Here is a 19546-nt window from a genome sequence, read left to right on the forward strand (position 1 = left end):
TCTGCGTGGGAATGCAGCCCGCGGCGCTCTGCGCCGCATTGTGAACAGCGGACGCGGAGCGTCCAGAGATGCATTCCCACGCAGAGCGTGGGAACGATCTTGAGAAGTTGTAGGGGTGAAAAACATGTACAACTGGATCGACGCCCTCGCCGACCTGCAAGCCCGGGGCGAACCCTGTGTGTTGGTGACCATCATCGAAGAGCTCGGCTCGACGCCGCGTAATGCCGGCTCGAAGATGGTCATCAGCGCCGCGCAAACATTCGACACCATCGGTGGCGGGCATCTGGAATACAAGGCCATGCAGATCGGCCGCGAGATGCTGGCCAGCGGCCGACAGGACACCCATCTGGAACGCTTCAGCCTCGGCGCCAGCCTGGGCCAGTGCTGCGGTGGCGTGACCGTATTGCTGTTCGAACCGATGGGCCAGGTCCAGGCGCAGATCGCTGTGTTTGGCGCCGGCCACGTCGGCCGGGCGCTGGTGCCGCTGCTCGCCAGCCTGCCCTGCCGGGTGCGCTGGATCGACTCGCGGGAAGCTGAATTCCCCGATCAGATCCCCCACGGCGTGCGCAAAATCGTCACTGAAGAACCGCTGGATGAAGTGGATGACTTGCCCGCCGGCAGCTACTGCATCGTCATGACCCACAACCACCAGCTCGACCTTGAACTCACCGCCGCGATTCTCAAGCGCAATGACTTCGCTTACTTCGGCCTGATCGGTTCGAAGACCAAACGGGTGAAGTTCGAACACCGCCTGCGTGACCGCGGCTTCGACAGCACCGTGCTGCAACGCATGCGCTGCCCGATGGGCATCGGCGAAGTCAAAGGCAAGTTGCCTGTGGAAATCGCCATCTCCATCGCCGGCGAAATCATCGCCACCTATAACGCGAATTTCGGCCAGCACACCGCCAGCGCCGGATCATCGATCGCCAAACTGCTGCCTGCTTCACGCCGCAGCCAAGCTTTGAACTGAAAGCTTCGAACTGAACAGCTTCGAACTAATTGAGAACCCCCATGCCTCTGACTCGCAAAGCCTACCGCGCCGCCATTCTGCACAGCATCGCCGATCCTGCCGAAGTGGGTATCGAAGCCTCGTACGAATATTTCGAAGACGGCCTGCTGGTGGTCGATAGCGGCCAGATCAGCGCCATCGGCCACGCCAGCGAATTGCTGCCGACCCTGCCGGCCGACATCGAGATCACCCATTATCAGGACGCGCTGATCACCCCGGGCTTCATCGATACCCACATCCACCTGCCGCAAACCGGCATGGTCGGCGCCTATGGCGAACAACTACTGGACTGGCTGAACACCTACACCTTCCCCTGTGAAAGCCAATTCGCCGACAAGAACCATGCGGACCAAGTCGCGGACATTTTCATCAAGGAACTGCTGCGCAATGGCACCACCACTGCACTGGTGTTCGGCAGCGTGCATCCGCAGTCGGTGAACTCGTTCTTCGAGGCCGCCGAACAGCTGGACCTGCGAATGATCGCTGGCAAGGTGATGATGGATCGCAACGCGCCGGACTACCTGACCGACACCGCCGAATCGAGCTACGTCGAAAGCAAGGCGCTGATCGAGCGCTGGCACGGCAAGGGTCGCTTGCACTACGCGGTCACTCCGCGCTTTGCACCAACCAGCACCCCGGAACAACTGACCCTCGCCGGCCAGTTGCTCAGCGAATACCCGGATCTGTACATGCAGACCCACATCAGCGAAAACCTCAAGGAAATCGAGTGGGTCAAGGCGCTGTTCCCGGAGCGCAAGGGCTACCTGGACGTCTACGATCACTACCAATTGCTCGGCGAGCGCTCGGTGTTCGCTCATGGCGTGCACCTGTGCGATGACGAGTGTGCGCGGCTGGCGGAAACCGGCTCGGCGATTGCGTTTTGCCCGACCTCGAACTTCTTCCTCGGCAGCGGTCTGTTCAACCTGCCGATGGCCGAGAAGCACAAACTCAATGTCGGTCTCGGTACCGACGTCGGTGGCGGCACCAGCTTCTCGCTGCTGCAAACCCTGAACGAAGCCTACAAAGTCATGCAACTACAAGGCGCGCGGCTGAGCCCGTTCAAGTCGCTGTACCTGGCCACCCTCGGCGGCGCCCGCGCACTACGTCTGGAAGACAAGATCGGTACCTTGCAACCGGGCACCGACGCGGACTTCCTGGTGCTGGACTACAACGCCACGCCACTGCTCAGCTATCGCCTGAAACAGGCCAATAACATTGCCGAGACGTTGTTTGTATTGATGACGCTGGGGGATGACCGGACTGTTCTGCAGACGTATGCGGCGGGGAATCTGGTGCATCAGCGTTAAGCTATTCCGGGCATAAAAAATCCCCCGCAATCGTTGGTTGCGGGGGATTTTTTTTGATCGTTCCCACGCTCCGCGTGGGAATGCAGCCCGGGACGCTCCGCGTCCCAATCCAGAGCCGAACGCAGAGCGTCCGTTGAGGCATTCCCACGCGGAGCGTGGGAACGATCAGCGTCAGGAAGTCAGAGCTTGGCAGTCGAGCGCCCAGGCTTCTTGGTCTGCAACAAATGCGAAAACACCGCATGCAAATCATCCGACGCACTTTCTTCGTCAAGGTTGAGTTTGCTGTCGATGTGGTCCATGTGATGCATCATCAGGTCCACCGCCAGCGTCGCGTCCCGTGCTTCGATGGCGTTGATCAACTGAGTGTGTTCATCGTAGGAACAGTGGGAACGGTTGCCGCTCTCGTACTGGGCGATGATCAACGAAGTCTGGGACACCAGGCTGCGCTGGAAGCTGATCAGCGGCGTGTTTTTCGCCGCTTCGGCCAGCTTCAAGTGAAATTCGCCCGACAGACGGATTCCGGCACCACGATCGCCCCGGGAGAAACTGTCGCGTTCGTCGTTGACCATCTGCCGCAAGTCGGCAATCTCCTCGGCAGTGGCATGCTGAACCGCCAATTCAGTGATCGCCCGCTCCACCAGACGCCGGGCCATAAACACCTGACGGGCCTCATCGACACTCGGGCTGGCCACGACAGCACCGCGATTCGGTCGCAGCAACACCACGCCTTCATGGGCCAGACGCGACAGCGCGCGGCGAATGATGGTGCGGCTGACCCCGAAAATTTCCCCCAGCGCTTCTTCGCTCAACTTGGTGCCGGGCGCCAGACGCTGTTCGAGGATGGCCTCGAAGATATGCGCGTAGACAATATCGTCCTGGGTACCGCTGCGGCCGGCTTTGCCTGCTCGCGGTTGTTTCTTGAGGGGTTGCAACTGTTCGTTCATGGGCACTCGAGTCGGGAGAACTGCGGCGAATTGACCGTGACTGTAATACGGCACAGTGGGTCGCTGGCAAGTATCGCGTAAAAAACACCGCGATTGTACACAATGGAAGGTGGCAACACGACTGTACGGCTGTTTGTCGCCTTCGCTGTATTGCAACGACCGGTTACTTTTCAGTTTAGGCTTGAACGCAGAATCCGCAGCCTGAACACAATCCCTTGTGGGAGCGTGGCTTGCCCGCGAAGGCGCCGTGTCATTCAGCATTGATGTCGACTGGCACTACGCCTTCGCGGGCAAGCCACGCTCCCACAGGGTTCAGCGTCGCTTCGGACATCTTCATGTATAAGGAACACCGCTGTCATGACCGACGCCACGCACACGCAGCTTCGCCCTCTGACTGACACATCACCCTCGGCCATCGTCGCCGGGTTCATTGCCATGATGACCGGCTACACCAGTTCACTGGTGCTGATGTTCCAGGCCGGGCAAGCAGCGGGCCTGACCAGCGGACAGATTTCGTCGTGGATCTGGGCGATTTCTATCGGTATGGCGGTGTGCTCGATCGGCTTGTCCTTGCGCTACCGCACCCCGATCACCATCGCCTGGTCGACCCCCGGCGCGGCGTTGCTGATCACCAGCCTTGGCGGTGTCAGCTACGGCGAGGCCATTGGCGCCTATATAACTTGCGCGGTGCTGGTGACCCTCTGCGGCCTGACCGGCAGTTTCGAACGGCTGGTGAAAAAGATTCCGGCCTCATTGGCGGCGGCATTGCTGGCGGGGATTCTGTTCAAGATCGGTAGCGAGATTTTCGTCGCCGCCCAGCACCGCACCGCGCTGGTCCTGGGGATGTTCTTCACCTATCTGGTGGTTAAACGCCTGTCGCCGCGCTACGCCGTGCTCGCCGCGCTGTTGATCGGCACTGTGCTGTCAGGATTTATGGGGTTACTGGATTTCAGTGGCTTCCACCTGGAAGTCGCGACACCGGTCTGGACCACGCCGCATTTCTCCCTGGCCGCGACCATCAGCATCGGCATTCCGCTGTTCGTGGTGGCGATGACCTCGCAGAACATGCCGGGTATCGCCGTATTGCGCGCCGACGGCTACAACGTGCCAGCCTCGCCACTGATCACCACCACCGGCATTGCCTCGTTGCTGTTGGCGCCCTTCGGCTCCCATGGGATCAACCTGGCTGCCATCAGCGCGGCGATCTGCACCGGGCCGCATGCCCATGAGGATCGTAACAAGCGCTACACGGCCGCCGTCTGGTGCGGGATTTTCTACGGGATTGCCGGGGTGTTCGGCGCGACGCTGGCGGCGTTGTTTGCCGCATTACCTAAAGAGCTGGTGCTGTCGATTGCCGCGCTGGCGCTGTTCGGCTCGATCATCAATGGGTTGAGCATTGCCATGGCGCAAGTGCAGGAACGGGAAGCAGCGCTGATTACCTTTATGGTCACGGCGTCGGGGTTGACCCTGTTTTCCATCGGTTCGGCGTTCTGGGGGATTGTGGCGGGGGTGTTGACGTTGGTTATCTTGAATTGGCGTGGAGCCTAAAAGATCGCAGCCTCGTTTCACTCGACAGCTCCTACAGGGCAACGCATTCGATGGTAGGCGCTGTGTAGGAGCTGTCGAGTGAAACGAGGCTGCGATCCTTTGATCTTCAAAAAAAACGGCGACCCTTGGGTCGCCGTTTTTTAGAACATCAAGCTACCGGATTGATCGGCTTTTCCGGGTACCAGACGTCGATCAGCGGGCTGACGGTTGCTTCGGTCAGTTCGCTGCGGCCTTTGAGCCAGGCTTCAACAGCGGCGCGCTGCTCTTCGGAGACCGAGCCACGCTTTTGCAGGCAAACCAGACCGAAGTCGTCGCCGCCAACATAGCCCAGACCGTTGGCTTCCATGGCTTCTTTCAGGAACGCGTCGAGGAAAGCATCAATGGCTTCATCAGCCAAATCTTCTTTGAAATCCAGGTTCAGTTCGAAACCCAGCTCTTGAAATTCATCGACGCACAGTTTTTTGCGCAGACGCTGGGAACGGTTAGTCGCCATTGGAACAATCCTCAAAAGTATTAACGGGCCGCACTTTAGCAGTTTAAGGCGCCGATTGCCCGTCTCAGAATGCCGCAACACCTACCGCCGGTAAAAAAATAGCGGATTAGACGACCGGGGTACGGCACAAGCTGTTACACCTTGGGGCATAATGCCGACACTTTCATGACCGCTGAGGGAATTTATCTCCATGCCCTCGTCTTTTTTCCCCTCGGCTGTAGGGTTTTATTTCAAATGATCAAATCTTTGCGTCCATTGCTGCTGGCCAGCCTTCTTCTGCCCCTGGCCCTCCCCGTTTCCGCCGCCTCGATCAACACCGCCCTGTCGCCCAACGTCGAAAAGGCCCTTAAGGCCAGCAAACTGCAAGACAGTGCCCTGTCGCTGGTGATGATCCCGCTCAACGGCCCGGGCACCCCAACCATTCATAACGCTGATGTTTCGGTTAACCCGGCCTCGACCATGAAGCTGGTGACCACGTACGCCGCGCTGGAAATGCTCGGCCCGAACCACCAGTGGAAAACCGAGTTCTACACCGACGGCACCCTCAGCGGCGGCATCCTCAACGGCAACCTCTACCTCAAGGGTGGCGGCGATCCGAAGCTCAACATGGAAAAACTCTGGCTGCTGATGCGCGATTTGCGCGCCAACGGCGTGACCCAGGTCACCGGCGACCTGGTGCTGGATCGCGGCTTCTTCGTGCAACCGCAACTGCCTGAATTCAATGACGACGGCAACGACGATAACAAGCCGTTCCTGGTCAAGCCCGACGCGCTATTGGTCAACCTCAAGGCCCTGCGCTTCGTGGCCCGCAACGACTCGGGCAAGGTCCTGGTGTCGGTCGAGCCGCCGATTGCCAGCATCCGCATCGACAATCAGGTCAAGGCGCTCAACTCCAAGCAATGCACCGGTGGCGTGCGTTACAACCCGGTGCCCCAGGCTGATGGCAGCGTCACCGTGACCGTCGGCGGTCAGCTGGGCGAAGGCTGCAGCTCCCAGACCTACCTGTCGCTGCTCGACCACGCGACCTACACCGCTGGCGCTGTGCGGGCGATCTGGAAGGAATTGGGCGGCAGCATCCAGGGCCAGGATCGTCTGGCACCGACGCCGAGCAACGCCAAGGTGCTGGCCCGGGCCTACTCGCCAGACCTGGCGGAGATCATTCGCGACATCAACAAATACAGTAACAACACCATGGCTCAGCAGTTGTTCCTGAGCCTGGGCCAGAAGTTCCGCACGGATGCCGACGGTGATGATGCCAAGGCAGCCCAGCGCGTTGTGCGTCAGTGGCTGGCGAAGAAAGGCATCACTGCGCCACACCTGGTGATGGAGAACGGCTCCGGCCTGTCCCGCGCCGAGCGCGTGAGTGCCCGTGAAATGGCCGCGATGCTGCAAGCCGCCTGGCGCAGCCCGTATTCCGCCGAGTTCATCAGCTCGATGCCAATCGCCGGCACCGACGGCACCATGCGCAAACGCCTGAAGACCACCGCGATGCGCGGTGAAGCCCACGTCAAGACCGGCACCCTGAACACCGTACGCGCCATCTCCGGCTACAGCCGCGACATCAATGGCAATACCTGGGCGGTGGTGGCGATCCTCAACGACAAGGCACCGTTTGGCGCCTCCTCGGTGCTGGATCAGGTGCTGCTGGATTTGTACCGCCAGCCGAAACTGCCGGAAACGGCTTCGGTGTTGTAACCCCCCAATCCGATCGTTCCCACGCTCTGCGTGGGAATGCAGCCGGTGACGCTCTGCGTCACTGCCAAAGCGGACGCGGAGCGTCCATTGAGGCATTCCCACGCAGAGCGTGGGAACGATCACACAACCCCCTCGCCACAATTCGCTCCCACAGGGTCCGCATGCTGTCTTAGCTCATCTGCCCCTCAACCCGATCCCTTCCCGCCTGCTTCGCCGCATATACCCCTGAGTCCGCCCGCAACAGCAGCGCATCCGCGCCCTCTCCGGCCCGCCAACTGGCAATCCCGAAACTCGCGGTGACGATCCCGACCTCGTCGATCGGCGCACTGCGCAACCCTTGCCACAACTCCACGGCCAGCACGAGGGCCTGTTCGCCGTCGATATCCGGGCAAAGCACCATGAACTCTTCACCGCCCAGGCGACAGAACACATCGGTGCGCCGCAAGCGACCGCCAATGCGCTCGCACACGGCCTGCAATACCCGATCACCCACGGCATGACCGTGCTGATCGTTGATGCGTTTGAAGTGATCGATGTCGAGCATGATCACCGACAACTCGCCACCGCCGCGCTCGACCCGAGCCATTTCGGTGGTCAGGCGCTCCTGGAAGTAGCGACGGTTATGGATCCCGGTCAGGGAGTCGGTCACCGACAGTGCGCGCAATTCCTCTTCCACTCGCTTGAGGTCGGAGATGTCGGAAATGTAGCCATGCCACAGAACACCGCCACCAGGCAGTTCCTCCGGCGTCGCTTCGCCGCGGACCCAACGCAGACCGCGCTCAGGCAATTGCACGCGGTACTCTTCACGCCAGGGGCTGAGGGTGTCCGCCGAGGCCAGGATCGAAGCGCGGACCCGGCGCGTGTCCTGAGGATGAATCCGCGCGAACACCGCTTCGGCGTTGAGCAACAGCACCTCCGGCTCGAGTTCGTAGATATCGCGCATACCGTCGCTGGCGTAGATCACGCTGAAGCGCCCATCGAATTCCATCTTGAACTGGTAGATCCCGCCGGGCACATGGGCGCTGAGTTTCTTCAACAACAGGTCACGTGCCGCCAGGGCCTCGTGGACGCGCTTGCGTTCGGTGATATCGATACAAATCGCCAGGTGCCCGACCCACAAGCCATGCTCGTCGAGTACCGGGGTCGCCAGCATGTTCACCGTCAAGTGACTGGCGTCGTGGCGCACCAGCGTCCACTCACGGGCTTCGTGACCGCCCTCTTCCCCGCCTTCGACCAGCATCGCCTGACACGTCGGGATGGGCTTGCCATAGCGCGCGCTCAACTCGGCCGAGCGCGCTTCGAGTTCCCGGGGCAGGTGCAGGCTTTCCAGGGTCATATGGCCTACGACCTGAGCACTGGTGTAACCGAGCATTTGCTCTGCACCGGCGTTGAAGGTGCTGATCACCCCGCGCAAGTCGGTGGCGATGATTGCCACCTGAGTCGCAGCATCCAGCACACCGCGCAACTGGCCATGGGTGCCTCGCAACTCTTGCTCACGGTCGTGAAGTTCCTGGGTCCGCAGCTCCACCATTTTCAGCGCTCGCTGGCGCTGGCTGACCAACACATAGAGAAACACACTGAGCAGCAGGCTGAGCAAACCGCCGAGTACCACCAGGCTGGCCACCGAGGAATGGTTGGCTTTCAGGAACGCGGCGCTGGGACGCATATCCACTTGATAGTCATGGTCGGCCAGACGTAGCAAACGCGTGGAGGACAAGCCACTGGCCCCTGCCGTGTTGGTCGACTCGTACAATACTTCGTGCTGATCCGCGGTGGACAAATCGAGGATACGCACCGAGAGAGAGTCCTGATTCCCTTCCGGCAGCCCGTCCGCCAGCAGCTGACGCATGCTGATCACCGCCATGACATAGCCGGCGGGCGCAGCATTGAGGATGTTCTGATGGATGACCGGAGCCACTAGCAACACGCCCCGCGAATAGGCGGGCTCGATGCCTACCAGATGCAACGGTTGCGACACGGCCATACGGCCATTGCGATCGGCGCGTTCCAGGGTCGAACGGCGCAGGGGCTGGGCCAGCAGGTCGTAACCCAGCGGCGTGGGCATTCGGCTTTGGGTTTGGGTGTAGAGCACGGGCACGTACTCATCTCGCAAGCCGGCTGATTGCAACTGACCATCGGCGTTGAGTTCGCGAAAGGTGAAATCGCTCAATCCCTCTGCGCTCACCGCGCGTTCAAGTAGCGGTCGTTCGGTGCGGGAAACCCGAGGGGCCCAGGAGTAGGCCTGGGTGCGACGCAAAAGAGGTTTGGCGTAACCGTCAAATTCCTCGCGGGACACCGATTCGGAATTGACGAAGAACCGACGCAGGCCGTCAAGGCGCTGCTCCTGATCTTCGAAACGTTCTTCGATACGGCTGTAACGTTCACTGGTGAGCAGCTGGAAACGTTGCCGCAATTGCTGATGAAACTGATTGAACGTCGCCCAGGCCAGCAATCCCGTGAGAACACCGCCGACAAGCAATGCCAACAGTGCGACCAGCCAGGCCGAAACATCTTCGCGGATAAAACCCAGGATCTTGGGGCGCACGGCGTGCAGCGACATAGATACAACTCAAAACGCCAGGTGCCGGAAAAGCCCATTGGCCATGCATTGAGTTATAGCTATTAGCCACTAATTTGACCAGCACTGAAAGAACCCAAGAGCCTTTAAAAATCAAGGCTCTGGATCCAATCAGGCTCAAGTGTCAGCGAGCAGTGATCTTCCACGCACGGTGGATCTTGCCATTACGGGCGAAATCCGGATCGATTGTCTGGGCGGTGATTTCTTCAACGGCATAACGCTCGGTGAGGTTTTCCTCGAGCTGGAACTTGCGGAAGTTGTTGGAGAAGTACAACACCCCGCCCGGCGCCAGACGTGCCATCGCCAAGTCGATCAACTGCACCTGATCACGCTGCACGTCGAAGATCCCTTCCATGCGCTTGGAGTTGGAGAAGGTCGGCGGGTCGATGAAGATCAGGTCGTACTCGTCACGGCAGGCATCGAGCCAGACCATCACATCGCCCTGTTCCAGACGGTTTTTGTCGGAAAAACCGTTCAGCGACAGGTTGCGACGCGCCCAATCCAGATAGGTTTTCGACAGGTCGACGCTGGTGGTGCTGCGCGCACCGCCCTTGGCTGCATGAACGCTGGCGGTCGCGGTGTAGCAATACAGGTTGAGGAAGCGCTTGCCGGCCGCCTCTTTCTGGATTCGCATGCGCATCGGCCGGTGGTCGAGGAACAGCCCGGTGTCGAGGTAGTCGGTGAGGTTCACCAGCAGCTTCACGCCGCCTTCGTTGACCTCATTGAACTTGCCCTGTGCGCTCTGGCGTTCGTACTGCTTGGTGCCGCTCTGACGCTCGCGACGTTTGACCACCACGCGGTTCTTGTCGATGTTCAACGCTTGCGGGATCGCCGCCAGGGCATCGAACATCCGTGCCGAGGCTTTTTCCGGATCGATGGATTTCGGAGCGGCGTATTCCTGAACGTGGACCCAGTCGTGATACAGGTCGATGGCCATGGAATATTCCGGCATGTCGGCATCGTAGACGCGGTAGCAGTCGATACCTTCACGCTTGACCCACTTACCGAGGGCCTTGAGGTTTTTTTGCAGACGGTTGGCAAACATCTGCCCGCCTTCGCTCAAGCGCGGTTGCTCGATCACCACCGGGGCCGGCTTGATCGGGTTGCCGTTCTTGTTGTACTTCTCGTATTTGCCCGGTGCTTCGATGTTCGATGGAGCGTCGGATTCGGCCTGTTCGCGCTCGATCTGGCGCTGTTCCGGGGTGCGACGCTCACCGGTGACGAATTGGTCCGGCGTGACCTTGATCAGCAGCAATTTGCACGGCAAGGCGCCGTTCCAGAACGAGTACTGTTTGTGGCTGCGGATGCCCATGCGCTTGCCCAGGTCCGGGGCGCCGGTGAACACCGCCGCTTCCCAGTTCAGGCACGCCTGACGCAGACGTTCGCCGAGGTTCTGGTAGAGGTAGAGCAGGCTCGCCTCATCGCCCAGACGCTCGCCGTACGGAGGGTTGCAGATCACCAGACCTTTCTGGTTCTGGTCCGGGCGCGGCTCGAACGTCGCGACTTCGCCCTGGTAGATCTTGATCCACTCGCTCAGGCCGGCACGTTCGACGTTATTGCGGCCCGGTTGAATCAGGCGCGGGTCAGCTTCGTAACCGCGAATCCACAGCGGTGGCTTGGCCAGGCCAGCTGCGGCGCGTTCGGTGGCTTCTTCGTGAAGTTTTTTCCATAGCGCCGGCACGTGACCGAGCCAGGCGGTGAAGCCCCACTGCTCACGACGCAGGTTCGGCGCCATGTCGGCGGCGATCATCGCGGCTTCGACCAGGAACGTACCGACACCGCACATCGGGTCAGCCAGTGCGCCGCCATCGGCGGCAATCCGTGGCCAGCCGGAACGGATCAGAATCGCCGCCGCGAGGTTTTCCTTCAGCGGCGCCGCGCCTTGCTGCAAGCGGTAACCGCGCTGGTGCAAGCTATGGCCGGAAAGGTCGAGGGACAAAATCGCTTCGCCACGGTCCAGACGCAGGTGAATGCGCAGGTCCGGGTTGAGCTTGTCGATGGACGGACGATCGCCCTGGGGGGTGCGCAGTTTATCGACGATTGCATCCTTGACCTTCAAGGCGCCGAAGTGCGTGTTATCAATGCCCGAACCGTGACCGCTGAATTCGACGGCCAGGGTGCCATCGTTGAGCATGTGGTCTTGCCACTCGATATCCAGCACGCCGTGGTAGAGGTCTTCGGCGTCCTTCATCGGGAAGCGCTTGAGCACCAGCAGCACGCGGTTCGCCAGACGCGACCAGAGGCACAGGCGATAGGCGGTTTCCATGGTGGCCATGCCGCGCACAGCCGAGGTGTGCTCACGTGCTTCCTCAAGGCCAAGCCCGACGGCTTCCTCGATGAGCAGGCCTTCAAGGCCTTTGGGGCAAGTGAGGAAGAGTTCGAAACGATCGGACATGGTAATTCCAGAGCCTTTAGCTAAGTGAACCGGCAACGCATTGCCGATCCGGTTTTCAATCAGGCGTTTTTCTAACAGAACGCCCGCGTGGCACGAAGGTGTGCCGTCCCACCCTGACTGCTCGGGTTAAAAGAGCTTAGATGCCAGGGCAGATAAAAAAGTTGATGCAACAAAATGTCATAAGTCGACCCTTCGTCGAATAGTCCCCAAGTGAACGGGTGTCATTCTCGTTAAAGGCCTCAACCCTCTCATCCCGCGCAGGGCCGATCATACCGGGCTTTGGCCAATGAACACGGGACAAATATCGTGTTACTTATGGCCATAGCATCTTTATGGTTACGTTCTTATGACAAAACGATCATTCCCTCGGTGTGACGCATTGGTTAGAACTCAACTCAGGTTGACGTCGCAACGGCGTCAACACCTTGGCTCGCGACGCCGGCAGCGAGCCGCCAACGGCAGGATTTTTCTGCCTGACCTCGATTGAGGTCGACGCGATAAAAACAGTCAACAAGTGAGGGAAACACCCTATGAGAAGACTTAAGCGTGATCCGTTGGAAAGAGCATTTTTGCGCGGATATCAATATGGCGTTGGTGGTAAATCCCGTGAGCTTTGCCCTTTTACTCTACCGTCGGTACGCCAAGCCTGGATCAATGGCTGGCGAGAAGGACGCGGCGACAACTGGGACGGTATGACCGGCACTGCGGGAATCCACAGACTCAACGAACTTCACGCCGTCGGCTAATACAGGGCACACACTCCGACACGACAATCTGATTACGCAACGACTTAACCACGCACGTCCCATCCGGACGGCGGGCTTCGGCCCAGGGGCTCCTTCGAGGAGCCCTTTTTTATGCCCATATATCCGTTACAAGAGCGCTTTTGTGGCGAGGGAGCTTGCTCCCGCTCGGCTGCGAAGCAGTCGTAAACCCTGCAACCGTGTTTTACCTGACACACCTGATTGACTGGTTTTGGGGCCGCTTCGCAGCCCAGCTGGAGCAAGCTCCCTTGCCACAGTTAATCCTCATCGCCGCAGATGAATCTTCAGCGCAGGGCCGCTATGGCATCCACCGATTCACGAATCAGCGCCGGGCCTTTATAGATAAAGCCAGAGTAAATCTGCACCAAACTCGCACCCGCGGCGATTTTCTCAGCCGCGTGCTTGCCTTCAGTGATACCGCCCACGGCAATGATCGGCAAGCGACCGGCCAATTCCGCCGCCAGCACCTTCACAGTGTGAGTGCTCTTGTCGCGAACCGGTGCGCCAGACAACCCGCCCGCCTCGTCACCATGCTCCATGCCTTCGACGCCAACGCGGCTCAGGGTGGTGTTGGTGGCAATCACCGCGTCCATCCCGGTTTCGATCAACGCTTGAGCGACTTGAACGGTTTCTTCATCAGTCATGTCCGGCGCGATCTTGATCGCCAACGGAACATGCTTGCCGTGACGCAGGGCCAGTTCCGCCCGGCGGGTGGCCAGGTCGGCGAGCAATTGCTTGAGCGAATCGCCGAATTGCAGGCTGCGCAGGCCCGGGGTATTCGGTGAACTGACGTTGACCGTCACGTAGCTGGCGTGGGCATAGACCTTGTCCAGGCAGATCAGGTAGTCATCGACCGCACGTTCAACCGGGGTGTCGAAGTTCTTGCCGATGTTGATGCCCAGCACGCCCTTGTACTTGGCCGCCGCCACGCGAGCGAGCAAGTGATCGACGCCGAGGTTATTGAACCCCATGCGGTTGATGATCGCCTCGGCGTCCGGCAAGCGGAAAATCCGTGGTTTCGGGTTGCCCGGTTGCGGTCGCGGCGTAATGGTGCCGATTTCGACGAAACCGAAACCCAATTGGGCAAAACCATCGATCGCCGCACCGTTCTTGTCCAGACCGGCCGCCAAACCCACCGGGTTCGGGAACTCCAGGCCCATGACCGTTACCGGCAGTTTCGCCGGTGCCTTGCACAGCAAACCGTTAAGGCCCAAACGCCCGCCCGCGCCGATCAGGTCCAAGGACAGATCGTGGGAGGTTTCCGGGGAAAGTTTGAACAGCAGCTGACGGGCCAGGGTGTACATGGGCAGGCTTGACTCGGTTGGCGATGAGAGGCGGCGATTATAGCCGTGCATCGGGCCCACAGGCGAGGCGCGCAACAAAATCAGCCGGCGATGGCATATGCCTTGCACCAATTACAGGCATCAGCACTCATGCCAACGGCGGGATGAGTGGAAGGACAATGGCGTCGTCACCCGGCTTTGCCCACGCAAGGGCCTTGGGACGACGCTTTTTTTTGGAAGGTGCGAAATCGATGAACGAACCATCAGCCGGCCCTCTGGCCTGGGTCAACGGCAGCGATGCCCCGGAAAAGACTGAAATCAACCTCGGCTTCATGGCCCTGAGCGACTGCGCCTCAGTGGTAGTCGCCGCCACTCAGGGCTTTGCCCAACCTTATGGCCTGACTCTGAACCTCAAGCGCCAATCGTCCTGGGCCAACCTGCGTGACAAACTGGTCAGCGGCGAACTCGACGCCGCCCACAGCCTGTACGGCCTGATTTACGCCGTGCACCTGGGCATCGGCGGCGTAGCCTCCACCGACATGGCCGTGCTCATGGGCCTGAACCAGAACGGTCAGAGCATCAACCTCTCCCACGGCTTGCAGGCCCTGGGTGTGACCAGTCCTGAAGCACTCGATCGTCACGTGCACCAAAGTCGCCCAAAACTGACCTTCGCTCAGACATTTCCTACGGGCACCCACGCCATGTGGCTGTATTACTGGCTCGCGAGTCAGGGCATTCATCCGTTGCAGGATGTCGACAGCGTGGTGGTGCCGCCGCCGCAAATGGTCGCGCACCTGCAAGCCGGGCGCATCGACGGTTTCTGCGTCGGCGAGCCATGGGCGGCCAGTGCGGTGCAGCAGAATCTCGGGTTTACGATGGCCACCAGCCAGACCCTGTGGCCCGATCACCCGGAAAAAGTCCTCGGCTGCACCCGCGCCTTTGTCGAGCAATACCCCAACACCGCACGGGCATTGGTGATGGCAATCCTCGAAGCCAGCCGATTCATCGAAGCCAGCCACGAAAATCGCCACAGCACCGCGCAACTGTTGAGTGCGCCGGAATATCTGGATGCACCGCTCGACTGCATCGAACCACGCTTGCTCGGTGATTACGCCGACGGTCTGGGCAATCGCTGGCAAGACCCGCACGCCATGCGTTTCCACGGTGGTGGCGAGGTCAATCTGCCGTATTTGTCCGACGGCATGTGGTTCATGACCCAGTTCCGGCGCTGGGGTTTGTTGCGTGACGACCCGGACTACCTCGGCGTGGCCCGTCAGGTCCAGCAACTAGACTTCTACCGTGAGGCCGCCACTGCTGTCGGTGTGCCCGCCCGGAGTCAGGAAATGCGCAGCAGTCAACTGATCGACGGCAAAGTCTGGGACGGCTCGGACCCGGCTGGCTATGCCCGCAGCTTCACGCTGCACGCCATGAGCGACAGCGCTCCCCTTCTCGCCAGCCGCTGACAGGAGCCTGCGAATATGTTGCGTATCCTGCTGATCAATGACACTGCGAAAAAAGTCGGGCGCCTGAAGGCGGCTCTGACCGAAGCCGGGTTCGAGGTCATCGACGAGTCCGGCCTGACCATTGACCTGCCCGCGCGCGTCGAAACGGTGCGCCCGGACGTGATTTTGATCGATACCGAGTCACCGAGCCGCGATGTGATGGAGCAAGTGGTGCTGGTGACCCGTGACCAACCACGGCCGATTGTGATGTTCACCGACGAGCACGACCCCGACGTGATGCGCCGCGCGATCAAGTCCGGCGTCAGTGCCTACATCGTCGAAGGCATTCACGCACAACGCTTGCAGCCGATTCTCGACGTGGCCATGGCGCGCTTTGAAAGCGACCAGGCCCTACGCGCGCAACTGCACGCTCGCGACCAGCAACTGGCCGAGCGCAAGCGCATCGAGCTGGCCAAGGGGCTGCTGATGAAGATGAAGGACTGCAACGAAGAACAGGCCTACACCCTGATGCGCCGCCAGGCCATGAGCCGCCAGCAGAAGCTGATCCAGGTGGCGGAGCAGATCATTGCCATGAGTGAACTGCTTGGCTGAAGCCTTGTGGTGCATTGGCGGACGCCATCGCGGGCAAGCCCGCTCCCACATGGATCTTCGGTGTCCACAAAACCTGTGGGAGCGGGCTTGCCCGCGATGGCCATAACGCGATCTCACGTGTTGGCACAGTTCTCGCTAAGTAATCACTACAGGTAACCAACGGCGGTTGCCCCACCTACGACGAAGACGTCGCTCACCTCATTCGCCTCCTGGCGGATCGGGTAGCGGCGTTTTTCCGTTTTGGCCCCAGAGACCGGGGCTGGTGGTGCGGCCGTTGCGGCGCCCCACCTGCAAGCTCATGACTCCTTCTTGATACGCCTGACAGCTGAGGTGCGCGATGAATTCAAGCTTCTGGAAATCCGGCCATACCCCGACACTGTTCGCAGCCTTCCTCTATTTCGATCTGAGCTTCATGGTCTGGTACCTGCTCGGCCCTCTCGCGGTGCAGATCGCCGCTGATCTGCACCTGACCACCCAACAGCGTGGGCTGGTGGTGGCCACGCCGATTCTGGCCGGGGCCGTATTGCGCTTTGCGATGGGCCTGCTGGCTGATCGCCTGTCGCCAAAAACCGCCGGGATAATCGGCCAGGTGATCGTCATCTGCGCCCTGTTCGTCGCCTGGAAAGTCGGCATCCACAGTTACGAGCACGCACTGTTGCTGGGCCTGTTCCTCGGCATGGCCGGTGCGTCCTTCGCCGTCGCCCTGCCGTTGGCCTCGCAATGGTACCCGCCGCAGCACCAAGGCAAAGCCATGGGCATCGCCGGTGCCGGTAACTCGGGCACCGTGCTGGCCGCCTTGATTGCCCCGGTGCTGGCCGCCGCGTTTGGCTGGAGCAACGTGTTCGGCTTCGCCCTGATCCCGCTGGTCCTGACCCTGATCGTCTTTACCTGGCTGGCCAAAAATGCACCCGAGCGCCCGAAAGCCAAGTCCGTGTCTGACTACTTCAAGGCCTTGGGTGACCGCGACAGCTGGTGGTTCATGTTTTTCTATAGCGTGACCTTCGGCGGTTTCATCGGTCTGGCCAGCGCCCTGCCCGGCTACTTCAACGACCAGTACGGCCTGAGCCCGGTGACTGCCGGCTACTACACCGCCGCTTGTGTGTTCGGTGGCAGCCTGATGCGTCCATTGGGCGGCGCGCTGGCGGATCGCTTCGGCGGGATTCGCACCTTGCTGGCGATGTACACCGTGGCAGCGATCTGCATTGCAACGGTAGGTTTCAATCTGCCGAGTTCCTACGCCGCGTTGGCGCTTTTCGTCTGCACCATGCTCGGTTTGGGTGCAGGCAACGGTGCGGTATTCCAGTTGGTCCCGCAGCGTTTTCGTCGGGAGATCGGTGTGATGACCGGCCTGATCGGCATGGCCGGCGGCATCGGTGGCTTCGCACTGGCGGCCGGCATGGGCGCGATCAAGCAAAGCACCGGCAGCTATCAAATGGCCTTGTGGTTGTTCGCTAGTCTCGGCGTATTGGCCTGGTTCGGTCTGCACGGTGTGAAACGTCGCTGGAGAACCACTTGGGGTTCGGCAGCCGTCACCGCAGCACGGGTGTGAGGACTGAATGAGCCTGCAACTGAGCTTCGCCGAACACAGCGCCATCGGCCCTCGCGAAGAGAACCAGGACGCTGTGCGCCTGGTCACTCCGGCCCCGGCGCTGGCGGCGAGCAAGGGTTACCTGTTCGCCATCGCCGACGGCGTCAGCCAATGTGCCGATGGCGGGCTCGCGGCCCGTTCGACCTTGCAGGCCCTGGCGCTGGATTACTACGCCACCCCGGAAACCTGGGGCGTCGCCCAGGCATTGGACCGTCTGCTACTGGCGCAAAATCGCTGGTTGCAGGCTAACGGCGGCGGGCAACCGCTGCTGACCACGGTCAGTGCCTTGGTGATGCGCGGCCGGCGTTTCACCCTGGCGCATGTCGGCGATTGCCGGGTTTATCGCTGGCACGCCGACACGCTGCAACGGGTGAGTGAGGATCACGTCTGGGACCAGCCGGGCATGCAACATGTGCTCAAGCGGGCCCTTGGGCTGGATCAACACCTGGTGCTGGACTTTCTCGATGGTGAACTGCGCCTGAACGAGAGTTTCGTGCTGCTCAGCGACGGCATCTGGGCCGTACTGGGCGACACGGCCATTGCGGCGATTCTGCGCGATCAACCTGACCTGAACAGTGCCGCGCAGACCCTGGTCAACGCTGCACATCTGGCCGGCAGTCAGGACAACGCCAGCGCCCTGTTGGTGCGGGTCGATGCCCTCGGTGAAACCAGCATTGGCGACGCGCTGATTCATCTGCAGCAATGGCCGCTCCCGCCAGCGCTGAAGCCGGGCCAGACCTTCGAAGGCTGGCAGGTCGAAGGGATCCTCGGCCAGAGCCAGCAATCGCTGCTCTACCGGGTGCGCGACGCACAACAACAGCCCTGGCTGCTGAAAACCTTGCCCGGTGCGCTCCGTGACGATCATCAGGCCGGGCAGGCATTGTTGTCGGAGGAATGGTTTCTCAAACGGGTGGCCGGGCGGCATTTCCCTGAAGTCCATGCCGCCAGTCAGCGTCAGCATTTGTACTACGTGATGCGGGAATATTCCGGGTCGACCTTGGCTGAGCTGCATGAGCGTGTCGCAACGCTGCCATTGGCTCAATGGCTGGACCTGGCCGAACGCCTGCTGCGGGCCATCGGCATCTTGCATCGACGGCAGATTCTGCATCGCGATATCAAACCGGAGAACCTGCTGCTGGGGGACGACGGCGAGTTGCGCCTGCTGGATTTCGGCCTCGCCTACTGTCCCGGGCTGTCCGAAGATCAAGCTTGCGCCCTGCCCGGAACGCCCAGCTATATCGCGCCGGAAGCTTTTCGAGGCGACCCTCCTACACCACAACAGGATTTGTATGCGGTCGGCGTGACCTTGTATTACCTGCTGACCGGGCATTATCCCTACGGCGAAATCGAAGCGTTCCAGCGCCCTCGGTTTGGTGTGCCTGTCAGCGCCAGTCGCTACCGGCCCGACCTGCCGGAATGGATTGCGCAAAGTCTGGAGCGCGCGGTGGCGGCAGCTCCGGATCAGCGCTTTGAAACAGCGGAAGAATGGTTGTTGCTACTGGAACAGGGAGAACGCCGCAGTTTGAGCGTGCGCCCCAGACCGTTGCTGGAGCGCGAACCGCTGAAAGTCTGGCGGACGTTGGCGCTGGTGTCGTTGCTGGTGAATCTGGTGCTGCTGTTTTTGCTGTTTCATGGTTAAAAGATCAAAAGATCGCAGCCTTCGGCAGCTCCTACGGGTGCCCACGATCTCCTGTAGGAGCTGGCGAAGCCTGCGATCTTTTGATCTTTTTCTGCTTCAAAACCGGGCATCGCGCCTTGAACCGGTGCACACAAACACCCTCCTCCCGTGCTGAGAGCCCATAAATTCCGCATTTGTGCGACTTGGCACAACCACTGCATTACCTTTCCCAACATACATAAAGCCCAACCTTCAACGTAGAAGGCTGCG

At 60.6% G+C, this 19546-nt stretch carries 14 protein-coding genes; 9 read left to right on the forward strand and 5 right to left on the reverse strand.

The window, feature by feature from the left end:
* Nucleotides 1–124 precede the first annotated feature (124 nt).
* Nucleotides 125–970: a xanthine dehydrogenase accessory protein XdhC gene (gene xdhC / locus AC1RQB_RS14890; RefSeq protein ID WP_063343022.1), complete on the forward strand. Its 846-nt coding sequence runs from the start codon at nt 125–127 to the stop codon at nt 968–970.
* A gap of 41 nt (nt 971–1011) precedes the next feature.
* Nucleotides 1012–2316, forward strand: a complete 1305-nt coding sequence (gene guaD, locus AC1RQB_RS14895; protein ID WP_063343021.1) for a guanine deaminase — start codon at nt 1012–1014, stop codon at nt 2314–2316.
* Between the two features lie 179 nt (nt 2317–2495).
* On the opposite strand, the gene AC1RQB_RS14900 is transcribed toward guaD, so the two are convergent.
* Nucleotides 2496–3260, reverse strand: coding sequence for a GntR family transcriptional regulator (locus tag AC1RQB_RS14900; protein WP_063343020.1), 765 nt, complete (start codon nt 3258–3260; stop codon nt 2496–2498).
* A gap of 357 nt (nt 3261–3617) precedes the next feature.
* Between AC1RQB_RS14900 and AC1RQB_RS14905 the strand changes: the two genes are divergently transcribed.
* Nucleotides 3618–4808 carry a benzoate/H(+) symporter BenE family transporter gene (locus tag AC1RQB_RS14905; protein WP_008074079.1) on the forward strand — a complete coding sequence of 397 codons (1191 nt, stop codon included), beginning with the start codon at nt 3618–3620 and terminating at the stop codon, nt 4806–4808.
* A 148-nt stretch (nt 4809–4956) separates the two neighbouring features.
* On the opposite strand, the gene AC1RQB_RS14910 is transcribed toward AC1RQB_RS14905, so the two are convergent.
* Nucleotides 4957–5301 carry a YggL family protein gene (locus AC1RQB_RS14910; RefSeq protein WP_007896965.1) on the reverse strand — a complete coding sequence of 115 codons (345 nt, stop codon included), beginning with the start codon at nt 5299–5301 and terminating at the stop codon, nt 4957–4959.
* A 234-nt stretch (nt 5302–5535) separates the two neighbouring features.
* On the opposite strand from AC1RQB_RS14910, the gene dacB reads away from it, so the two are divergent.
* Entirely contained in the window at nt 5536–6996 is a 1461-nt protein-coding gene (gene dacB, locus AC1RQB_RS14915; RefSeq protein ID WP_008074080.1) for a D-alanyl-D-alanine carboxypeptidase/D-alanyl-D-alanine endopeptidase, read from the forward strand.
* A 169-nt stretch (nt 6997–7165) separates the two neighbouring features.
* On the opposite strand, the gene AC1RQB_RS14920 is transcribed toward dacB, so the two are convergent.
* Entirely contained in the window at nt 7166–9556 is a 2391-nt protein-coding gene (locus tag AC1RQB_RS14920; RefSeq protein WP_063343019.1) for a sensor domain-containing diguanylate cyclase, read from the reverse strand.
* Between the two features lie 142 nt (nt 9557–9698).
* The gene (rlmKL, locus tag AC1RQB_RS14925; RefSeq protein WP_063343018.1) at nt 9699–11969 is read right to left on the reverse strand and encodes a bifunctional 23S rRNA (guanine(2069)-N(7))-methyltransferase RlmK/23S rRNA (guanine(2445)-N(2))-methyltransferase RlmL; all 2271 of its coding nucleotides are present in this window, start codon (nt 11967–11969) and stop codon (nt 9699–9701) included.
* 530 nt (nt 11970–12499) lie between these two features.
* Between rlmKL and rmf the strand changes: the two genes are divergently transcribed.
* The gene (gene rmf, locus AC1RQB_RS14930; RefSeq protein WP_003223300.1) at nt 12500–12715 is read left to right on the forward strand and encodes a ribosome modulation factor; all 216 of its coding nucleotides are present in this window, start codon (nt 12500–12502) and stop codon (nt 12713–12715) included.
* Between the two features lie 302 nt (nt 12716–13017).
* Here rmf and AC1RQB_RS14935 read toward each other — a convergent pair whose 3' ends face one another.
* Nucleotides 13018–14037 carry a quinone-dependent dihydroorotate dehydrogenase gene (locus tag AC1RQB_RS14935; protein ID WP_008074083.1) on the reverse strand — a complete coding sequence of 340 codons (1020 nt, stop codon included), beginning with the start codon at nt 14035–14037 and terminating at the stop codon, nt 13018–13020.
* Nucleotides 14038–14267: 230 nt separating this feature from the next.
* On the opposite strand from AC1RQB_RS14935, the gene AC1RQB_RS14940 reads away from it, so the two are divergent.
* From AC1RQB_RS14940 to AC1RQB_RS14955, 4 genes are all read left to right on the forward strand, one after another.
* The gene (locus AC1RQB_RS14940) at nt 14268–15479 is read left to right on the forward strand and encodes a CmpA/NrtA family ABC transporter substrate-binding protein (RefSeq protein WP_063343017.1); all 1212 of its coding nucleotides are present in this window, start codon (nt 14268–14270) and stop codon (nt 15477–15479) included.
* A 15-nt stretch (nt 15480–15494) separates the two neighbouring features.
* Complete coding sequence (locus AC1RQB_RS14945) at nt 15495–16070, forward strand: ANTAR domain-containing response regulator (RefSeq protein ID WP_007896978.1); 576 nt, start codon at nt 15495–15497, stop codon at nt 16068–16070.
* Between the two features lie 337 nt (nt 16071–16407).
* Nucleotides 16408–17619 (forward strand): nitrate/nitrite transporter, encoded by a 1212-nt coding sequence (locus AC1RQB_RS14950; protein ID WP_063343016.1) that lies wholly within the window; start codon nt 16408–16410, stop codon nt 17617–17619.
* Nucleotides 17620–17626: 7 nt separating this feature from the next.
* The gene (locus AC1RQB_RS14955; RefSeq protein WP_063343015.1) at nt 17627–19297 is read left to right on the forward strand and encodes a bifunctional protein-serine/threonine kinase/phosphatase; all 1671 of its coding nucleotides are present in this window, start codon (nt 17627–17629) and stop codon (nt 19295–19297) included.
* Nucleotides 19298–19546 lie beyond the last annotated feature (249 nt).

The sequence above is a fragment of the Pseudomonas sp. GW822-FHT02E03 genome (assembly GCF_058802325.1).